This window comes from Aliarcobacter vitoriensis (genome assembly GCF_048320235.1).
Taxonomy (GTDB): Bacteria; Campylobacterota; Campylobacteria; order Campylobacterales; family Arcobacteraceae; genus Aliarcobacter; species Aliarcobacter vitoriensis.
In genome coordinates, this window is the sequence record NZ_CP182882.1 from 2145267 (window position 1) to 2164175 (window position 18909).

16 protein-coding genes are annotated in these 18909 nt (G+C 26.8%); 6 read left to right on the top strand and 10 right to left on the bottom strand.

The genetic code is table 11. The annotated features are described in order from the left end of the window. From yidC to ACNSOS_RS10700, 4 genes are read left to right on the top strand one after another with little or no spacing between them, the layout of a single operon-like run. Positions 1 to 1593, top strand: coding sequence for a membrane protein insertase YidC (gene yidC, locus ACNSOS_RS10685; protein ID WP_418185279.1), 1593 nt, complete (start codon positions 1 to 3; stop codon positions 1591 to 1593). Positions 1594 to 1606: 13 nt separating this feature from the next. Beyond that, the gene (locus ACNSOS_RS10690; RefSeq protein WP_418185280.1) at positions 1607 to 2476 is read left to right on the top strand and encodes a Jag N-terminal domain-containing protein; all 870 of its coding nucleotides are present in this window, start codon (positions 1607 to 1609) and stop codon (positions 2474 to 2476) included. After that, a complete protein-coding gene (gene mnmE / locus ACNSOS_RS10695; protein WP_418185281.1) occupies positions 2469 to 3821 on the top strand; it encodes a tRNA uridine-5-carboxymethylaminomethyl(34) synthesis GTPase MnmE in 1353 nt (450 codons plus the stop codon). Before ACNSOS_RS10690 ends, mnmE begins: the two co-directional genes overlap by 8 nt. 1 nt (position 3822) lies before the next feature. Beyond that, complete coding sequence (locus ACNSOS_RS10700; protein ID WP_113893383.1) at positions 3823 to 4233, top strand: hypothetical protein; 411 nt, start codon at positions 3823 to 3825, stop codon at positions 4231 to 4233. A 1-nt stretch (position 4234) separates the two neighbouring features. Here ACNSOS_RS10700 and ACNSOS_RS10705 read toward each other — a convergent pair whose 3' ends face one another. Then, a complete protein-coding gene (locus tag ACNSOS_RS10705; RefSeq protein WP_418185282.1) occupies positions 4235 to 4708 on the bottom strand; it encodes a SixA phosphatase family protein in 474 nt (157 codons plus the stop codon). 199 nt (positions 4709 to 4907) lie between these two features. On the opposite strand from ACNSOS_RS10705, the gene ACNSOS_RS10710 reads away from it, so the two are divergent. Further along, positions 4908 to 5510, top strand: coding sequence for a TIGR02117 family protein (locus tag ACNSOS_RS10710; RefSeq protein ID WP_418185283.1), 603 nt, complete (start codon positions 4908 to 4910; stop codon positions 5508 to 5510). A gap of 3 nt (positions 5511 to 5513) precedes the next feature. Here ACNSOS_RS10710 and ACNSOS_RS10715 read toward each other — a convergent pair whose 3' ends face one another. Further along, complete coding sequence (locus ACNSOS_RS10715; RefSeq protein WP_113893387.1) at positions 5514 to 5987, bottom strand: helix-turn-helix domain-containing protein; 474 nt, start codon at positions 5985 to 5987, stop codon at positions 5514 to 5516. 123 nt (positions 5988 to 6110) lie between these two features. Between ACNSOS_RS10715 and ACNSOS_RS10720 the strand changes: the two genes are divergently transcribed. Next, positions 6111 to 9185, top strand: coding sequence for a flagellar hook-basal body complex protein (locus ACNSOS_RS10720; RefSeq protein WP_418185284.1), 3075 nt, complete (start codon positions 6111 to 6113; stop codon positions 9183 to 9185). Positions 9186 to 9270: 85 nt separating this feature from the next. Here the strand turns inward: ACNSOS_RS10720 and ACNSOS_RS10725 are convergent, their stop codons facing one another. Genes ACNSOS_RS10725 through ACNSOS_RS10760 form a run of 8 tightly spaced genes read right to left on the bottom strand, consistent with a single transcriptional unit; the run spans position 9271 to position 18849 of the window. After that, on the bottom strand, positions 9271 to 10338 hold the full coding sequence (locus tag ACNSOS_RS10725) for an AAA family ATPase (RefSeq protein ID WP_418185285.1): 1068 nt from the start codon (positions 10336 to 10338) through the stop codon (positions 9271 to 9273). After that, positions 10335 to 11258, bottom strand: a complete 924-nt coding sequence (gene pdxA / locus ACNSOS_RS10730; protein WP_418185286.1) for a 4-hydroxythreonine-4-phosphate dehydrogenase — start codon at positions 11256 to 11258, stop codon at positions 10335 to 10337. The genes ACNSOS_RS10725 and pdxA overlap by 4 nt, the downstream gene beginning before the upstream one ends. Then, a complete protein-coding gene (locus tag ACNSOS_RS10735) occupies positions 11255 to 12037 on the bottom strand; it encodes a pyridoxine 5'-phosphate synthase (RefSeq protein WP_418185287.1) in 783 nt (260 codons plus the stop codon). The genes pdxA and ACNSOS_RS10735 overlap by 4 nt, the downstream gene beginning before the upstream one ends. A 9-nt stretch (positions 12038 to 12046) precedes the next feature. Next, a complete protein-coding gene (locus ACNSOS_RS10740) occupies positions 12047 to 13459 on the bottom strand; it encodes an anthranilate synthase component I family protein (RefSeq protein WP_418185288.1) in 1413 nt (470 codons plus the stop codon). A 10-nt stretch (positions 13460 to 13469) separates the two neighbouring features. Next, positions 13470 to 14474, bottom strand: a complete 1005-nt coding sequence (locus tag ACNSOS_RS10745) for an SPOR domain-containing protein (RefSeq protein WP_418185289.1) — start codon at positions 14472 to 14474, stop codon at positions 13470 to 13472. Positions 14475 to 14495: 21 nt separating this feature from the next. Then, positions 14496 to 16010, bottom strand: a complete 1515-nt coding sequence (gene lysS / locus ACNSOS_RS10750; protein WP_418185290.1) for a lysine--tRNA ligase — start codon at positions 16008 to 16010, stop codon at positions 14496 to 14498. A gap of 12 nt (positions 16011 to 16022) precedes the next feature. Continuing rightward, positions 16023 to 16727: a CvpA family protein gene (locus ACNSOS_RS10755; RefSeq protein ID WP_113893403.1), complete on the bottom strand. Its 705-nt coding sequence runs from the start codon at positions 16725 to 16727 to the stop codon at positions 16023 to 16025. A gap of 58 nt (positions 16728 to 16785) precedes the next feature. Beyond that, entirely contained in the window at positions 16786 to 18849 is a 2064-nt protein-coding gene (locus tag ACNSOS_RS10760) for a sensor histidine kinase (protein ID WP_418185291.1), read from the bottom strand. Between the last annotated feature and the right edge of the window lie 60 nt (positions 18850 to 18909).

Below are 18909 nucleotides of genomic sequence, written 5' to 3' on the forward strand. Positions count from 1 at the left end.
ATGAGTAATTTGAATCAAAGTAATGGTATGCAAAAGCGACTTATACTAATGACAGTATTGGTTTTTGTATTTTTTATAGCGTATGAGTTTTTGGTTTTAAAGCCACAAAAAGAAGAGAGAATGGCTCAATCTAAAATTGAGCAAGAGCAACAACAAAATCAAGCACCAGAAGTAGTTAGTACAAACACTACTACTCAAGTAAATAGTGCAGATGCACCAATAGTTGATGATAAAGCTAGTCAAAATATCATTACTACAATAAAAACAGCAAAAAATATTATTGAAATAGATAATTTAGGAAGAGTTGCACAAGTAACTTTAATGGAACATCAATATAAAGATGAGAATTCAAATCAGATTAAATTATTTAAATCTAATCAATTAAAACCATTAGAAGTTAGATTTAGCAATAGAAATATTAATAACGAAGCTTTTAAAGTTGATATGGTAGCAACTTCATCAAATGTTGATGCAACAACACAACAACAAGAATTAACTTTAACACAAAATCTAAGTGGTACAGTTTTAACTAAAAAATTTATTTTCTATCCAGATGGACATTATGATTTAGAAGTTACTTCTACAAATAATGAACAATTTTTTATCACAAATGGATTTAGACCAGATGTAATTGCAGATATGTATGCAGTTCATGGCTTTATGGCAAAATTAAATGATGATAGTCTAGAAGTTATAGAAGATAGTGATTTAAAAAATAATAAAGATTTAATAGGACTTAAATTTATATCAAATTTTGATAGATATTATGCAACTGTTGTTTATAATTTTCAAAAATCTTTAGCTATTACTCTTATGCCTGATGAGAACAATAATCCACAAGCATTTATTCACGGAAATAGTGCGATTAGTTTTAGTGGATTTATGGGACCAAAAAATTATAAAGATTTAGAAGCTTTAAACAAAGAGTTGATAGATGTAATTGATTATGGTTGGTTTACATTTATTGCAAAACCTATGTTTACTCTTCTTCAATTTATTCAAAGTTATGTAGGGAACTGGGGTTGGACTATTGTTATTTTGACTATTTTGATAAAACTTGTTTTATATCCTTTATCTTATAAAGGTATGGTGTCTATGCAAAAACTTAAAGAATTAGCACCAAAAATGAAAGAGATTCAAGCTAAATATAAAGATGACAAACAAAAACAGTCTATGCATATGATGGAACTTTATAAAAAACATGGTGCAAATCCAATGGGTGGTTGTTTGCCATTGCTTTTACAAATTCCAGTGTTCTTTGCAATATATAGAGTTTTAATTAATGCTATTGAGTTAAAAGGTGCAGAGTGGATTTTATGGATACAAGATTTAGCAGAGATGGATCCATATTTTGTATTACCAATTTTGATGGGTATTACAATGTATATTCAACAAAAAATTACACCAACAGCAGTACAAGATGAATTACAAAAGAAAATATTCCAAATGCTACCAATCATATTCACATTCTTCTTTATATGGTTCCCAGCAGGATTAACTTTATATTGGTTTGTAAATAACTTATTTACTATTGCTCAACAATATACTATGAATAGAATATTTGAGAAAAAAAGAGTCGCAAAAGCTAATTAAGTAGGAAAAATTGATGAAGAAATTTGAAGCTGAAAGTTTAGAAAAGGTTTATGAACTAGCGACTTTGGAGTTTAATTGCTCGATTACAGAACTTGTAATCGAAGTAATTCAACAACCAAGTAGTGGATTTTTAGGGTTTGGAAAGAAAAAAGCAATTATTTGTGCTTATTGTAAAACTCAAAAAGAACAAGATAGTTTAGTTACAAAATCTTATAAAAATAAAAATGTAAAAATAGAAGATGTAAGTTCAAGAATAGAGAGTTCAAATCAACATATATATGAAGAACCAATAGTTGAAAAAGATTTGGAAATTGTTACAAAAGTTCCAAAAGTTGAATCAAAAGAGAAGATTTTTGATAATTTTTATGGAGATAATTCAGAAAATGAGATTTCAAAAATTATTATAAAAAAGTCTAAAGAAGATATTTTAAAAGAGGTAAAAGATGGTTTAAATCTTTTATTTGATACAACTTGTTTTAAATTAGATGATATAAGAGTCTCTTTTTATGATAATGAAACTTTGTATATAGAGTTTTTAGGTGAAGATTCAGCTTTACTTATAGGAAAAGAAGGTTATAGATATAAAGCTCTATCATATATTTTATTTAATTGGATAAATGATAAATATGGTCTTATGTTAAGACTTGAAGTTGCAGAGTTTTTGAGAAATCAAGAAGAAGCTATATGTGCATATCTTGATCCTGTAATTGAATTGATAAAAGAGAAAGGTAGTTTTAAAACAAAACCTTTAGATGGTATTTTAGTTCATATTGCACTAAAAAGATTAAGAGAAGAATTCCCTAATAAATATGTTGCGGTTAAAACAAATATAAAAGGTGAAAAATATGTACTTGTAAATGAGTACAAGCAAAAAGATGAGTGAATATACTTTAGATGACACTATTGTAGCTATTGCTACTGCTTCTGGAATAGGCTCTATCTCAATAGTGCGAGTTTCAGGAGAAAAAGCTCTTGAAATAGCTTTAAAAATATCGAAGAAAGATATTTTAAAGCCTCGTTTAGCAACACTTTCATATCTACATAATACTAATGATGAACTAATAGATGAAGCTTTGATTATATATTTTAAAGCTCCTTTTTCTTTTACTGGAGAAGATATTGTTGAGTTTCAGTGTCATGGTGGGATTGCTATTGCAAATTTAGTAGTTGATACTGTCTTAGATTTTGGTGCTAGAATGGCAAATGCTGGGGAGTTTTCAAAAAGAGCTTTTTTAAATAATAAAATTGATTTGAGTAAAGCAGAAGCAATATCAAAAATAATAGAGGCAAAAAGTAGTGATGCTGTAAAGTTGTTGGCTAGACAACTAAAAGGTGAGTTAAAAGATTTTGTCGAAGATATAAGAGAAGATTTACTTTTTATGTTAGCTTATACTGAAGTTAGTATTGATTATGCTGAAGAAGATTTACCAACAGATATATTTGAAAAAATAAATCAAAAGATTGAAAATATCACAATAAAATTATCAAACACTTTAGATGCTAGTCGTAGAAGAGAAGGTATGTTAAGTGGCTTTAAAGTTGCAATTATTGGAAAACCAAATGTTGGAAAATCAAGCCTTTTAAATAAACTTTTAAACTACGATAGAGCAATTATTAGTGATATTGCAGGAACTACAAGAGATACTATTGAAGAGAGTGTCAAAATGGGAACTCATATTATAAAAATAGTTGATACCGCTGGTATTAGAGAAAATACAAGTGATATAATAGAGCAAATTGGTATTGAAAAATCTATTCAAGCTATAAATGAAGCTGATATTGTGGTTGCTTTATTTGATAATAGTAAAATTTGTGATGATGAAGATGAAAAAATTTTAAATCTTTTAAAAGATAATAGTGATAAAAATATTATAAAAGTTTTAAATAAATCTGATTTAGAAAACTCTTTTGATAAAAGTAAAATTATTGATTTTATAGAGATTTCAACAAAAGACAATATAAATTTACTTATTAAAAAAGTTGAAAAAATATTAGATGAAAATACACAAGAAGATGAATTAACTTTAGTTTCAAAAAGACAAATAAAAAGTGTTGAAAACTGTTTAGAAAATATAAACTTATCTAAAAATCCACTGCATAGTGGAGAATTAGAGTTTTTTGCACATTTTATAACAGAAGCATTGTATGAAATATCAAACATTACAAGACCTTATGAAAATGATGAGATGCTAGATGTAATGTTTGGTGAATTTTGTTTAGGAAAATGATATGAAAAAATTTGTAATTTTTATTTTACTTTTGACTTCAACAACTCTATTTGCAGATAAATGGGATAAATTTTTAAACGATAGTGGTTTCCCAAAAAAAGTTGTTGATGATGGAAGCTTAGTAACTGGTAAGATTTTTGATGCGGTTGTAAGTTATCAAATCAAAAATAATGATGGTATAAAAGGCAATTTTGAAAATAGTGATAGTGCAAAAATAACTATTAAAAATAAAAAAGGTGAAGTTTTGACAACAAATGAGTTTTTAAATGTCAAAGAACTTAGAAACTGGGGTAAAGATAACTTTGTAGAAATCTTCTCTTTTGTAATTGGTGATAGACAACTCGATACAAAAACTTTGATGGAACTTACAAATTTGGCAACAATTGCATTGATGGATAAGAATATAAAGTAAGCTATTTTTTATAGCTTACTAAATTTGCATTTGTTTTATCTATATCTATCCAACTATTGCAATTAAAATCTATTTGCATAATAGCACCTTCTTCAAACTTCTCTTTAAATCCAACTAAAGTTAAAGCTAAAGCTGTTAAAGATGGATTATGACCAACTAAGAGCATAGTATCAACAGTGTCATAAGTGTAAGTGATAGTTTCGATTAGTTCATTTACAAATGCCATATATAAAACTTCATTTAGCATAATCGTTTTATCATAAGACAACTCTTGTGCAAAAATTTCAGCAGTTTGTCTTGTACGTATAGCTGGACTTGCTACGATTAAATCAATATTGTGATTTGACAAAGCTAACTCTCTTGCCATATCTTGAGCTTTTTGTTTCCCTTCTTGGGTTAGTTCTATATCATAATCATATTCGTTCAGATTTTCACGATTTTTTGTAGTATGTCTTACGATAAAAAGTCTTTTCATTTTCCCCTCAAATTAATAAAAATTACTGATTTAGCTTGTATTTTGTCATTTTAACCATACTTTTATAAATAAAATATAAAAATTAAGTAAACAATTATTAGAAAGTGAGATTATCTTGAAAAATCTTTTAAAAACAATATTTTTTAGTTTGATATTTATATTTTTATTTGTGATTTTATATATTTCAAGTGAGTTTATATTGTCAAGAATTAGTCAAAATTATGAATTAGGTGGTAGTGATTATAAAATTTTTATAAAATCAAATGGTGTTCATACAGATATTGTACTTCCTTTACAAAATGATATTTTTATTTGGAGTGAATATTTTCCTTTTGAAGATACAAAAAGTAAAAGTGATGATTTTGAATATATCTCGATTGGATGGGGAGATAAAGGGTTTTATTTGGATACTCCAACTTGGGCTGAACTAAAAGTTTCAACAGCACTTATAGCTGGAACAGGACTTGGAAATGCAGCTTTTCATATCACATTTTATAAAGAGATTTTTGAAGATGATTTAACTTACTCTATAAATATTTCCAAAGAGCAATATTTGTCAATAGTACAAAGCATAAAAGAGTCTTTAAAATATGAAAATGATAAACCAATAAATATAAAAACAACTGCACAATATGGAGAAAATGACTCTTTTTATGAAGCTAGTGGAAGTTATAGCATATTTCATACTTGTAATACTTGGACAAACAGTGTTTTAAAAAAAGCAAAGCTACCTGCTTCAAAATGGGTGGCTTTTGATGATGGAATTTTGTATCAATATGAGAAATTTAAAAATAGTAAGTAGTTTTTATTTAAAATCTATATTATCCAATGTTTTAAATTCTTCTAATCTATCAATTAGCTTATTTATAAAACTAGTTGGAGCATATTTTAAAAGTTCTTTTAACTTATAAAAATCTACATTAGAATCTTCTTTTAAATTATTATTTATTTTATTATCAATTAAATTCTTAAAATATTCAAAATCAACTTTATCGACTTTTTGAATATTTTTTACAAAATAATTGATATATCTTTTTTTTGAATAATTTGAGGTATCAAAAAGTTCTTGTTCTGTTATATTTAAAACATCTGCAATATATGGTATTAATTCTATTGGAATAGTTATCCTTCCTGATAAATAACTATAAATAGTATTTTCAGATGGTATATTACCAGTTGTTTTTAATTTTGGCTCTAAATCTCTTAATTTATTTGAAAAATTTCTTTTACTTATCTTTTGTTCTTTTAAAATATAGTTTAGTTTCTCATAAACTTCCATTTTACACCCTATTTTTATAAGTATACTAATAAAATAAATTTGCTTATTAGTAAAACTATATTTGCTTTATAGCCCAATAAATTTTGCAATTATTATAAATATCTAAAAAATAAAGGATAAATTATGATAGGTGCATTATGGACTGGAATATCAGGATTAGCTTCACATCAAACAGCTTTAGACAATGAATCAAATAATATAGCTAATGTTAATACAGTTGGATATAAATCAGGAAGAGTTTCTTTTGCAGATCAAGTTTACCAAAATAGTATTGGTAAAGGATCATTTGTACAAGATGCAGAAAAGATTTTTGAAACTGGAAGTTTCAAACAAACTGGAGTTTCTTATGATATGGCACTTTTAGGTGATGGATTTTTTAAAGTCATAAATAAAAATACTCTAGGAACAGCCGAAACTTTTTATACAAGAGCTGGAAATTTTAGAATGGGAGAAAGTGGTACTTTACAAACAGCTGGAGGAGATGAAGTTCAAGGTTGGATAATGAATGCTATTGATCCAAAAAATGATGTAAAAAGTACAAATCACAATATATCAAGATTTACATCTGATTATGTTAAAAATGTTGGAGATGCTATAATAAGACACAAAGATTATATAGAAACAATAGCTGGAAAAACTACAAACTTTAATGAAACATCAAAATCAGATGCTGTTGCAGTATTTAGTGGTGCTGGTCAAAAAACACAATCATCAAAATTGAAAGATATAGCTTTAGCACAAGAAAGTTATGATAAATGGCTTCAAAAATATCAAGAAGACCCAAATGCTATATCTAAAAATTCAACTTCACAAATATCTCAAATAAATTTTAAAACAGGATTGCCACCAGTATCTCTTATAGGTAAAGATGGAGATCAAATAGAAGTGACAATTAATGGTACAGTATATAATCAACCTTTTGTATTAACAAAAACAACAGAAGATTATAGACAAAAAATTTGGGACTCTTTAAGTGGAAGTGAGAGAAGTTTACATGGATTACAAGAACCAAGTTCTATTTTATCTTTATCAGATATAGATGCACAAATAGCAATTGCAGCCTATGATAAAGCATCAGGTAAAATAGAAACATATAAAGCTTTAGCAGATAAAATATCAAATTCAGGAGAAGGTGGATTAGTTGCATATATGTCTGTAAATACTTCTAATCCAAAAGCTGATGTTTTATATCCTAATGGAACATATGAAGAGTCTACAAAAATATCAGATATGCTTCAAGGTGTTATCCAAGTTGAATCTTTAATTCCTGGAAAAGAGTTTAAAATAACTTCTGTTAGTGAGATATTAGGAGGAAGCAAAACAACTGTAAAAGGTTCATATCAATCTACAGCATTGGCTATTGAAGGATCAGGAAAAGCAGCTCTTGAAAATGCAAGAGATGCTCTTTCACGATTGGTTAGTGGAAATCAACAAAGTGTATATACAACACAGGATTTATATGGAAGTGCTGGTATGCCAACTTTAGATAGAAGTTATACTTTTAGCATAGATGTATATGATAAAGATTTAGAGATGGTTATACCTGTACCAAATGATGGAGGAACACCTCCAAATGCAGTTCCTATTACAATTCCAGCAGGTGCAACAATTGATGAAATAGTAGATTCTATAAACAATCTTACAACTACAACTGGAAATCAAATAGGTGATTATATAGTTGCTAAAAATCAGAATGGGTATTTAGTACTTGAAACTACTAAATCGAATTATGATTTAGAGTTTGAACCAAAATTAAATATTTTACCAACAGTGAATTTAAATGCTTTGGTTGATAATGCTGAATATAGTTACAATATTAAAGTAAATGGTCAAACAATTTCAGTATCACCTATTACAGTTGGAAATATATTAGATAATACAGCAAAACAAACTATATATGATCAAATAAATGCAGCAATAACTGCTTATAATTCTTCAAATCCTGGACATACAATAGAAGTTAGTCCATTGACAAATGGCACGTTTACATTGACTTCAACAGATAGTTTAGAAGCAAATTTAGTAGTAACAAATCAAGGTACACCAATTAATCCCACAACTACTGGTCATATAGCTGGAACGGCTACTCAACTTGAGACTAGTACTTTGACATTTACTCCTGTTACTCCAGGTGTAAATACACTTACAGTTGCTGGAAAAACATTTAACTATAATGCTACTGCGACATCTACTGTATCAGAGATAAGAGATTCTTTATTAGCACAGATAAATAATGACTCTGATTTAGCAAATTTAGTTACAGCAACTTCATCTGGAACTGATAGTATACGATTTGTTCAAAGAAGCTTAGGAAATCCATCAATTCCTAGTGATTTAGGACTTTCTGGAAGTGGAACAGCTACACCTGATATAGCATTTAATGCTGGTACTCCTTCACAAATAGATGTTGATTTTGATTTAGACCCAGCTAGATCTAAATCTGTATTTACTTTAAATCTAGCTGGAGTTCCATCTATTGAAGTTGAAACATCTGACTCTGATACAGTTGCAAATGTTTATTCAAAAGTTATGGCTGAGCTTGGTAAATATGGTTCAAGAGTAACAGATAGATATACTATAACTCAAACTGCTTCTGGTATGCAAATTGTTGAAAAAGCTTCACCTACTGGTTTCTCACAAGCTGTTAATCCAAGCACTGTAAGTCCGAGTGCAACTTTGGTTGATTATCCACAATGGAAATTAAATGCAGATTTAATAGAGACAAATCCTGATTATTCAGGAAGAAAAGGAGCAGGGGCTGAATTTATAGAAATTACAACTAGAGTTGATCAAATATCTTCGCACGATAGTTTACAACTAAGACTTGATAAACTAAATATTTCAGATAGTAAATTTGGTGCATTTAGAGTAGATTCAACAGGCTTAGTTACTATCAATGATAATGGAGTAGAAATCGCAGTTGGACAATTGGCAATTGCAAGATTTACAAACAATCGTGGACTTGAAGCAGTTGGAGAGAATAATTTTAAACAAACTAAAGAGTCTGGAACAGCAGTATATAGTATAAATAACAATAATACTGATGGAGTAAAAGGACAAGCTTTAGAGTTAAGTAAAGCAGATTTAAGTGAAAGCTTAGTAAACCTAATGGTATTTCAAAGAGCTTTTGAAGCAAATGCAAAGTCTATTACAACCTCAGATGAGTTATTAAGTACTCTTATCAACTTAAAAAGATAATTTTTAGCATAAAAAAAGCAACCCTTGACCAAAGAGTTGCTTTAAGCTGAAATATTATCAAAATATTTTAAAATCTATCTTAATTTTACCCTAAAGCCCACTCATAAAATGGAATAATATCTATTTTTATATCACTATTTTTGATATTTTCTTGGTTTGAAATGGTTACTATTTCTATTTTTTTAACTTGTAGTTCTATTGCAATTTTTATAACTTTTTTTAGTAAATTTGCATTTAGATTTGAGTTGAAAAATGGTATAGCTATAACAAAGAGATTTTGTGATTTTATATAAAAATCTACATTATCCAAATAGTAAATATCTTGCTCTTTTAAGAGTTCTAAAAAGACCATATTTGTAAACTCATTTTTAAATTTTTTTGTAAAGCTTATTGCACTGAAAAAAGCATGATTGTAAGAGTATATTTTTTTTAGTGATTTATCCTGATTGTACTTTGGTATAAAAAATATTGTTCTTTTATCTTCAAACTCTTTACATACCTCATAAAATCTATCTTTTGAAACTCTTATTTTTGTTTTTAAAGAGTTGAAAAGTTGAAATATTGATTTTTTCTCATCTATATTCTCTATTAGAATTTTAAATATTTCATAATCTACACTATCTTTTACTCCTAATTTTATTATCTCTTGAAGTCGTTGATTTCTTTTTTGTTCATCTATATTTATCAGTTCTGCAAAATTTCCATATTTTAAAAAGCTATTAAAACTTTGTGTTATATTTTGGTGTTTATTGTCAAAAAGTAAATACTCTTCAAAATCTAAAGCAAACAAATTTATCTTTGAAAAGCCTTCTATTTTAATATTTTTTGATGATGATATGATAATGTTCTCACAATTTGGTAAGCTAAAAATATCATCGATATTTTCTAAAACTAAAACTTTGATACTATTTTTATCTATAAATTCTTGTAAAAATTGTAGTTCATTTTTTATATAGCTATTTTTTAAATCATTAAAGTCAATATAAAGATATTCATCTGTTTTGAAGTTTGATAAAAAATCATAAATTAGATAGCTTTTCCCAGTTTTCCAAGCTCCACAAATTATAGTTTTGTTTTTTGTTATCTTCTCTTTTCTTTCTAAAAAGTTTATTTTTGAGAAGTTTATTTCATAATTTTCTTCTAAAAGCTTCATCTTTTGCTTAAATTTATAGCCTCTTTTACTGCATTTATGTAGCTTTGAGTATTTATTTTCTCATTTTTATAAGCTATATTAAAGGCTGTTCCATGATCAACACTTGTTCTTATAATTGGTAAATTCAAACTTACATTGATACTTTCATCAAAGTACAAAGCTTTTAGTGGAGCTAATCCTTGGTCGTGATACATCGCAACAAAATATTTAAAGTTTTTTCTTGACATTGGAGAAAAAGCTATATCAGGTACTAAAGGACCTTTAAATATATTTTTATCACAATATTTATTTGCTTTTTTTATAGCTTTAAAAATTTCTACTTCTTCATCCCCTAAAACACCATTATCTCCAGCATGAGGGTTCAATCCTAAAACGGCAATATTATCACTTTTTACATTTTTGTAAAAATCTACTAAAAATTTTGTTAAATCTTCAGATTCTATTTTTTTTGATACTTTTTTTAAAGGGATATGTTCTGTAAAAAGTGCAACAAACATTTTTTCACATCCTAACATCATAATTGCATGTTTTCCAAAATAATCTCTTAAAACTTCTGTATGACCTTTGTATCTTATATCTGCTTTGTTCCAAGACTCTTTATTTATTGGAAGGGTACAAATAGCATCTACCTCTTTTTTACTTGCTAATTTTATAGCATCCATAAATGAATTATAAGAGTATTTACCAGATTTTTTTGAAACAATTCCAGCTTTTATATCAAATTCACCTTTTGTCTCAAAAAGTTCAAAATTTTCTGGAATTTCAATATTTAATAGTTTTGAAGCTTGAAGAAGCATATTTTTATTTATACAATATATTGGTTTACAAATAGGAGATATTTCACTGTGTGATTTTAGAGCTATTTCTATACCAATACCATTTAAATCACCGATGCTTATAGCAATTTTTGGTAAATTCACTTTGAAATAATCTCTTTCATATCTTTTATAGCACTTGCCAAACCTGTAAAAACTGATTTAGCTATGATACTTTGTCCTATATTTAACTCTATAATTTCTGGAATTTGGCAAATTAAACTAACATTTTGATAATTTAATCCATGTCCAGCTGCAACTTTTAATCCTAGATTTGAAGCAAAATTTGAAGCACTTTTTAAATCTTCTAAACTTTTATCAAGTCTGTTTTTTAACTCTTCTTTACTTAATTCCAACTCTTTTATACTATGATGAGTTGATTTTATGTTTGTATAAAGCATAGCATAAATATTTGCAAAACTTCCAGTATGAAGTTCTACAAAATCAGCTTCTAGCATATTTGATAACTCAATTGATTTTATAGTTGGGTCTATAAACAAAGATACTTCAATCTCGTGTTGTTTTAACTTTTCTATTGTTGCATTTATTTTATCAAAATTCTTTTCTAAATCAAGCCCACCTTCAGTTGTAACTTCATCTCTATTTTCAGGGACTAAAGTTGCTCTATAAGGTTTAAGTTTACAAACTATATCTATTATATCTTCATTTATAGAGCATTCCAAATTTACTGGAAGATTTGATTGTTCAATTATAGCTTTTGCATCATTGTCATGAATATGTCTTCTATCTTCTCTTAAATGTATAGTTATTTGGTCAGCACCATTTAACTTGCAAATACTCAAAGCATCAAGTGGATTTGGGTCATTTATCTTTCTAGCTTCTCTCAAAACTGCAATATGGTCTATGTTTACACCTAAAAGCATAATTTTCCTTTATGATAAATCTTTTAATGTTGCAATATTTGCTGCAAGTTTATTGTGAACTTCTAAGTATTCATCTTCATTCTTTGAATCTGCAACAACACCAGCTCCTGCTTGAAAAATTACTTTATCTTTTGTAAGCATTGTTGTTCTAATAGTTATAGCACTATCCATATTTCCATCAAATCCAAAGTAAGCTACACTTCCAGAATAAAAACTTCTTTTTATTCCTTCAAAGTATGCTATTAATTCCATTGCTCTTATTTTAGGAGCTCCAGTCATAGTTCCAGCTGTGAAAGTTGCCATAAATAAATCAAACATATCATACTTTTCATCAAGTATTGCTTCTACATCTGAAACTATATGCATAACATGAGAGTATCTCTCAATTCTCATCAAATCTGTTACTTTTACACTTCCAGCACGAGCTACTCTTCCTACATCATTTCTTCCTAAATCAACAAGCATCAAGTGTTCTGCACGCTCTTTTTTATCATTGATTAGTTCATCTTCCATAGCTAAATCTTTTTGTGGTGTTGAACCTCTTTTTCTAGTTCCTGCAATTGGACTTAAAAGTATTTGACCATCATTTAATCTAACCATTGATTCCGGAGAACTTCCTGCAATAGAAAAATCTTCAAACTCAAGAAAATACAAATATGGACTAGGATTTTTACTTCTTAATGCTCTGTAAAAACTAAAATGATCAACAATAGCACCTTGAATAAATCTATTTGACATCAATATTTGAAAAACATCACCACTTTTTATCATCTCTTTTGATTTTTCAACCATAGAAAAAAACTGCTCTTTTGAGTAGTTAAATTTACCTTCATCTAAAATTTGTGCTTTTTTTACTGAAGTATAAGAGTATGGTTTTAAAAGTTCATTTTCTATTTTTTCTATGTAATTTTTATATTTTTCAACAGAAGTTAAAATAACTAATTTTGAAGTTTTATGTGAATAGGCTAGGATTATATTTGGACGAATTAAATCCAAATCAGGAATATTAAACTCATCTTTTAAATTTTGCATAGAAACTTTTAGCTTTGGTTCAAACTCTTTACTTATGTCATAACCAACATTCCCTATAAATCCATCTATTAGACCAATTCCTAATTCATTTGATTTATTTTTGTAAATCTCTTTATCAAAATTTTTATAATATTTTTGTAAAAATTTTAAAGGATTACTCTCTACAATATTTGTTTGTCCATTTTCATTTAGAAAATAGCAAGTATTATCCTTGTACCAAATTCGCTCTCTTGCTCCGATGATAATATAAGAAAAATTACCATTATTTGAAGAGCTTATAGTACTTTCAAATAAAAAAGTAATTTCATCTTTATAGATATTTTTTACTTTTTCATATATTGATACAGGAGTAAATTGGTCTAAAAATAGTGTTTTATTATAAAAATTCATAAAACTATTCTTACTGATTTACTATAAAAGTATTTTGTATATTCAATCTACTTTTTATAGATGAAACTTCATTTTGTGCTGCTGTTCTTGAGTTATAAGGACCTATTAACACTTTATTGAAAGTTTTTCCATTTACAGTATCTTGAATAATCTTGTATGAAAAACCATTTTTAGAAATACTTTGCAGATAACTATCATTTGGTCTTTTTGAAAATGCTCCAATTTGTACAAAAAAACCACTTGCAGATGAAGATACCTCTGAACCACCTTTCCCTTCAACTAAATCTCTAATAGATTTTTTAGGTTCACTTGTAGTTTTAGCAGTTGGTTGCTTTGGTGTTTCTACAGTTTTTGGAGTTGAAGCTTTTTTTTCTTCTATTTTTTTAATAGTATCTTCGATAGCTTCATTTGATATTCCATCTTCTTGTTTTATCTCATTTAAAGGTGCTTGTATAGAAGAAGTTGTTGTACTTTCTTGCTCTTTCATTGCATCTAATTTATCTGTTGAAGTGCTAGTATCGTTTATATTATCACCATCTTTTTTTGCTCTATCATCAAGAATTCTTTGATATCTATCTTCTATACTATTACTATTTTCAGATAATGTTTTCATTTGAGAAGAATCAGTATTGTTTGATGTAAATGAATCTTCTTTTTTACTATCACCAGATAAAAGTCTTATAATAATAATTGTTAGTAAAAATAATACTACAAGTACAATACCTAATATTAAGTATTTTTTCTTGTTATCTTCTTGATTACCTAATGGCTGATTTAACATAATATTATCAAATTCATGATTGCTTTCATCAAATTCAATATTTCTTTGTAATCTATCCATCTCATCTATATCATTGTTATTCATACCCTTATATGCATTGTTCAGGTTGTTTGTAAGATTTATATTACCCATAGATATCCTCGTTTCATCAAGTTCATTTAATTTTTTCTCTAGTTCATCTTTTTCTTGTTTTAGTTGAACTTTTTTTAAAAAATCATCTCCACTTATTTGCATAGCGTATCCTTGAATTAAATTTTACTCTTCATCTGCTAGAAGATCTATTTCTTGTTTTATTGGTTTCATAGCTGGGAATAATAAAACATCTCTTATTGAGTGTTGATTTGTAAGCATCATTACAAGTCTATCTATTCCTATTCCTTGTCCAGCTGTTGGAGCCATACCATAAGATAGTGCATTTACAAAATCTTCATCCATTTCGTGTGCTTCATCATCTCCACTATCTTTTGCAGCCATTTGACCTTCAAATCTTTGAAGTTGATCTAGTGGGTCATTTAACTCACTAAATGCATTTGCTATTTCACGACCTGCAATAAATAATTCAAATCTATCTGTTAAATGTGGTTTTTCATCACTTCTTCTTGCAAGTGGTGAAATCTCAACTGGATATTCTGTAATAAATGTAGGATTTATAAGTTTACTTTCAACAAACTCATCAAAAAGAACTCCTTGAAGTTGCCCTAAATTTAATTTATCATTTGCTTCAAGTTTATTTGATTTTAAAAACTCTAAAATTTTTGTTTTATCTTCAACTATATCTTTTGGAACATCACCAATTTCATATAAAGATTTAATTAGTGGAATTTCACTAAACTTTGTAAAATCTATTTTTAAATCTCCATAAGGCAATGTTGTAGGAAGATTTAAATGTTCAAATAAATATTCAAAATATTCAATTGTCAATTCAATTAAATCTTTATAAGTTTTATAAGCCCAATAAAATTCAATAGATGTAAATTCTGGATTATGAGTTGCATCCATTCCCTCATTTCTAAAATTTCTGTTTATTTCAAAAACTGCTTCAAATCCACCAACTATTAATCTTTTTAAGTATAGCTCAGGTGCTATTCTTAAAAATCTATCAATACCCAAAGCATTGTGATGAGTAACAAATGGTTTAGCATTTGCTCCACCTGCGATTGGGTGCATCATAGGAGTTTCAACCTCTAAAAAGCCTTTGTTTTCAAAAAATCTTCTAGTTAAAGATATAACTTTACTTCTTATGTGAAATGTTTTTCTTACTTCACTATTCATAATTAAATCTAAATATCTTTGTCTATATCTTAGCTCTTTATCTTGAATTCCATGAAATTTTTCAGGAAGAGGAGAAATAGCTTTTGTAAGAATTTTTAAATCATGAACATGAAGAGATAATTCTCCTTGCCCTGTAACAAATGGATATCCACTAACTTCAATGATATCACCAACTTCTATATATTTTTTAAAAACATCATTATAAAAACCCTCTTGAAGATTGTCTCTTGCTACATAAACTTGAAGCATTCCACTTTCATCTTCTATTTTTAGAAAACTTGCTTTTCCCATAAGTCTAAAAAATTTAATTCTACCTGCAATTGTATAGTTTCTATTTTCATCTCTTTTTGATTCAGTTTTAAATATATCACTATTTACATTTATATATTTAGAAATAGTACAATCTCTATGACTATCATTTGCATAGGGATTTACTCCTATTTCTTTTAAGTTTTGTGCTTTTTCTATTCTTTGTTGTATAAATCTATTTTCAAACAATTTTAAAATCCTTTATTCATTTTCTTTATTTTGATTTGCTATATCTCTTAATTGTTCTTTAGCATCATCTATATTTTCTTTGATATTATCTTGAATTATCTCTTGAGTTGAATCTTTTATATCATTCAAATTTGAATCAATACTCTCTTTTATTTCTTCTTGAGTTGTAGATATATCAACTTCTCCATCAGTAACATTTTGTATAGTTTGATCAACACTATTTATTAAAGCAGAAGTATCAAGTTTGATGATATATGAACCAACATCTAGTAAATATGGCATCATAATAGAATCTTTCGTTTTTTCTTCAATCAATTTTTTAAATGAATTAACTTGATATAGTGCGTAAGCTATGATTGAAAAAACTAAAAATATTTTTAACATTCCAAATACAAGTCCAAAAATTCTATCAATTATTCCTAAACCACTTGCACTAAATATTTTACTTACAACAATACCAGCAGCATAAACTATAAGAAAAATAGCTACAAAACCAACTATGAATCCAATTAGCTTTATAGTTGCTTGGTTCTCTAAAGCTAAGATAGGTGCTACAAGTCCACCAACTTCACCTGAAATCCTTGAACCTACAAAAACAGCCCCAACAAGCCCTAATATTCCAAATACCTCTTTTATGAAGCCTCTAAAAAGTCCTTTGATACCAAGTAATAAAGTAAAAAGTATAATAACTAAATCAAAAATTGCAATATCATGCATAGAACAGTCCTTTTATCAATAATGCGAATATTTTATCTAAAAAAATCAAAAGAGAAGTTTAACTAAAATCTATAATAAAGTTTAATCCTATATTTTTTACTCCATTGTAATCAAATATCTCATTTTTTAAATCAATTTTGAAGTTAAGATTTTTTACAAATACTTCTTGAACTATATATAATCCTAATCCTGTACCAAATGATTGATGTTTTGTAGTAAAATATGGTACAGTGATTTTTTGTATTATACTTTCATCTACTCCACCAGCATTATCTTTTATAGATAGTTTATTGTTTTTTAAATTTATAAAAATAAATCTATTATCTTCTTTATTATTTTGTATAAGAGCATAAATTGAATTATCAAGGATATTTAAAATTGCTTCTGTAAAGTTTCCATTGTTACAAGTTATCATCAAGTCTGTATCGTGATTGAATTTACAAATAATAGAGTTTTTTTCAAAAACCGAAGATAAAAACTCTATTATTTGTTCTGTTGATTCAACAATTGATATATTAGAAGTTTTAGTATCTTTTGTAAAAAAATCAGTAAAATTTTCTATTGTATTTGATAATTTTTGTGTATTTTCTATAATTTTTTCACAAGATTCATCAAATTCGGTTTTACTTAGATATTTCAGATGGTTTTTTAGTTTAATTCCACTAGCAATTGTAGATATTATTCCTAAAGGTTGTCGCCATTGATGAGCAATATTATTCAATGTATTTGTTACAGCATTTATTTTTGATTGTTGAAATATAGCTTTTTGTTCATTTATCTCTTTTTCTCTTTGTAATATTTCTTTTGTAATATCAATAAAAGTAATTACAATAGTTAAGTCTATCTTAACTTGAGATGTTTTTACATTAAAATGTCTTAGCTCATTATTAGAATCTTTTATAGCTACTTTAAAACTTTTATCTTGATTTTCAAATAAATACTCTGCCCAATTTTTACCATTATAATCCTTATGAACTATGTACTCTTCACTATCTAAATTCTCAAAAGAATTACAAATACATACATATTTATTCCTAAATTCTTCTATATTTTTTACTAAAGGAAAGAATTTAAAAAGTTGATTGTTTGCATCAACTATTTTTTTACCATCAGTGATGATAATTATGTTTGGTTGAGAATCTAACAAAATCTTATTTTTTTTGTCTTGGTATTTTATTTGTTTAATGTAATAGGCTAATATGAATGTAAATATAACAATAAGTGCTATTATAGAAGCCATTATACTTTGTATTTTTATATATCTTATATTTTCTATATCAATGCTACTTAGTTCAATAAAATTTAGTATGTAAGCTAACTCTTTCTTATCTTCATCAAAAAGTGGATATTTTGAAATTAAATAATTATTTTCTACAATATAATCATCTATTTTTATATATTTTTCAATTCCATTGTTGATTATATAATCATATATATTTTTATTTATATTTGGATTTACAACATAATAATCATCAATAAAAAGATTTGATAATATAGGGTATTTCAAATTTTTATTAATTTTTTTGTCACCGATAATTATAGTATTAACTCCATTTTTTTGTAAATCGTCTGAAATTGAATCAAAATGTGTAATAACTTCTAAAGCTCCATAAAAATTGTTATTTTGATCAAATATAGGAGTTCGTGCTTTTATTCCTACATTAAATAATCCTGCACTTATTGAAGTTGAAATATTTTTTATAGCAGATATTTTTTGTAAATCACCTCTAAATTGAATTCCATCTTTTATTTTTGTCCACGATCTATAGATACTATTTCTATCTTTATCAAAAATTTGAATCCAAATATTTTTATATTTAGAATTGATTTCTATTAATTTTGCAATCTCCTTGTAATTTAACTTATGAAACTCTTTGTTTTCTATATTTTTGTATAGATTTTCATCTTTAGATAGTGCTATGGCAATGGCTAGAGATGTATTTTGTTTATCACTTATTAAATTTTGAGTTTTTTCAAAAATATTTTTATGTTGAGAGTCATATACTGATTTTAGAAGTTCTTTTTGTTTGTTATTTATGTAGATATTTGTTAAAAAAATTGCAAATATAGTTGATATAATGAATGCTATTCCAATTAAATAAAAGTTCTTTTTTCTTTCCAATATTGTTCACTTATAATAAATTTTTTTCTTTCATTTATAAGCATATAGAATAACATCTTA

Bases quoted from the DNA above. Each gene is read 5' to 3' on its own strand.
- yidC (WP_418185279.1), top strand. From the start codon at position 1: ATGAGTAATTTGAATCAAAGTAATGGTATGCAAAAGCGACTTATACTA.
- ACNSOS_RS10690 (WP_418185280.1), top strand. From the start codon at position 1,607: ATGAAGAAATTTGAAGCTGAAAGTTTAGAAAAGGTTTATGAACTAGCG.
- mnmE (WP_418185281.1), top strand. From the start codon at position 2,469: ATGAGTGAATATACTTTAGATGACACTATTGTAGCTATTGCTACTGCT.
- ACNSOS_RS10700 (WP_113893383.1), top strand. From the start codon at position 3,823: ATGAAAAAATTTGTAATTTTTATTTTACTTTTGACTTCAACAACTCTA.
- ACNSOS_RS10705 (WP_418185282.1), bottom strand. From the start codon at position 4,708: ATGAAAAGACTTTTTATCGTAAGACATACTACAAAAAATCGTGAAAAT.
- ACNSOS_RS10715 (WP_113893387.1), bottom strand. From the start codon at position 5,987: ATGGAAGTTTATGAGAAACTAAACTATATTTTAAAAGAACAAAAGATA.
- ACNSOS_RS10720 (WP_418185284.1), top strand. From the start codon at position 6,111: ATGATAGGTGCATTATGGACTGGAATATCAGGATTAGCTTCACATCAA.
- ACNSOS_RS10725 (WP_418185285.1), bottom strand. From the start codon at position 10,338: ATGAAGCTTTTAGAAGAAAATTATGAAATAAACTTCTCAAAAATAAAC.
- ACNSOS_RS10735 (WP_418185287.1), bottom strand. From the start codon at position 12,037: ATGCTTTTAGGTGTAAACATAGACCATATTGCAGTTTTGAGAGAAGCT.
- ACNSOS_RS10740 (WP_418185288.1), bottom strand. From the start codon at position 13,459: ATGAATTTTTATAATAAAACACTATTTTTAGACCAATTTACTCCTGTA.
- ACNSOS_RS10745 (WP_418185289.1), bottom strand. From the start codon at position 14,474: ATGCAAATAAGTGGAGATGATTTTTTAAAAAAAGTTCAACTAAAACAA.
- ACNSOS_RS10755 (WP_113893403.1), bottom strand. From the start codon at position 16,727: ATGCATGATATTGCAATTTTTGATTTAGTTATTATACTTTTTACTTTA.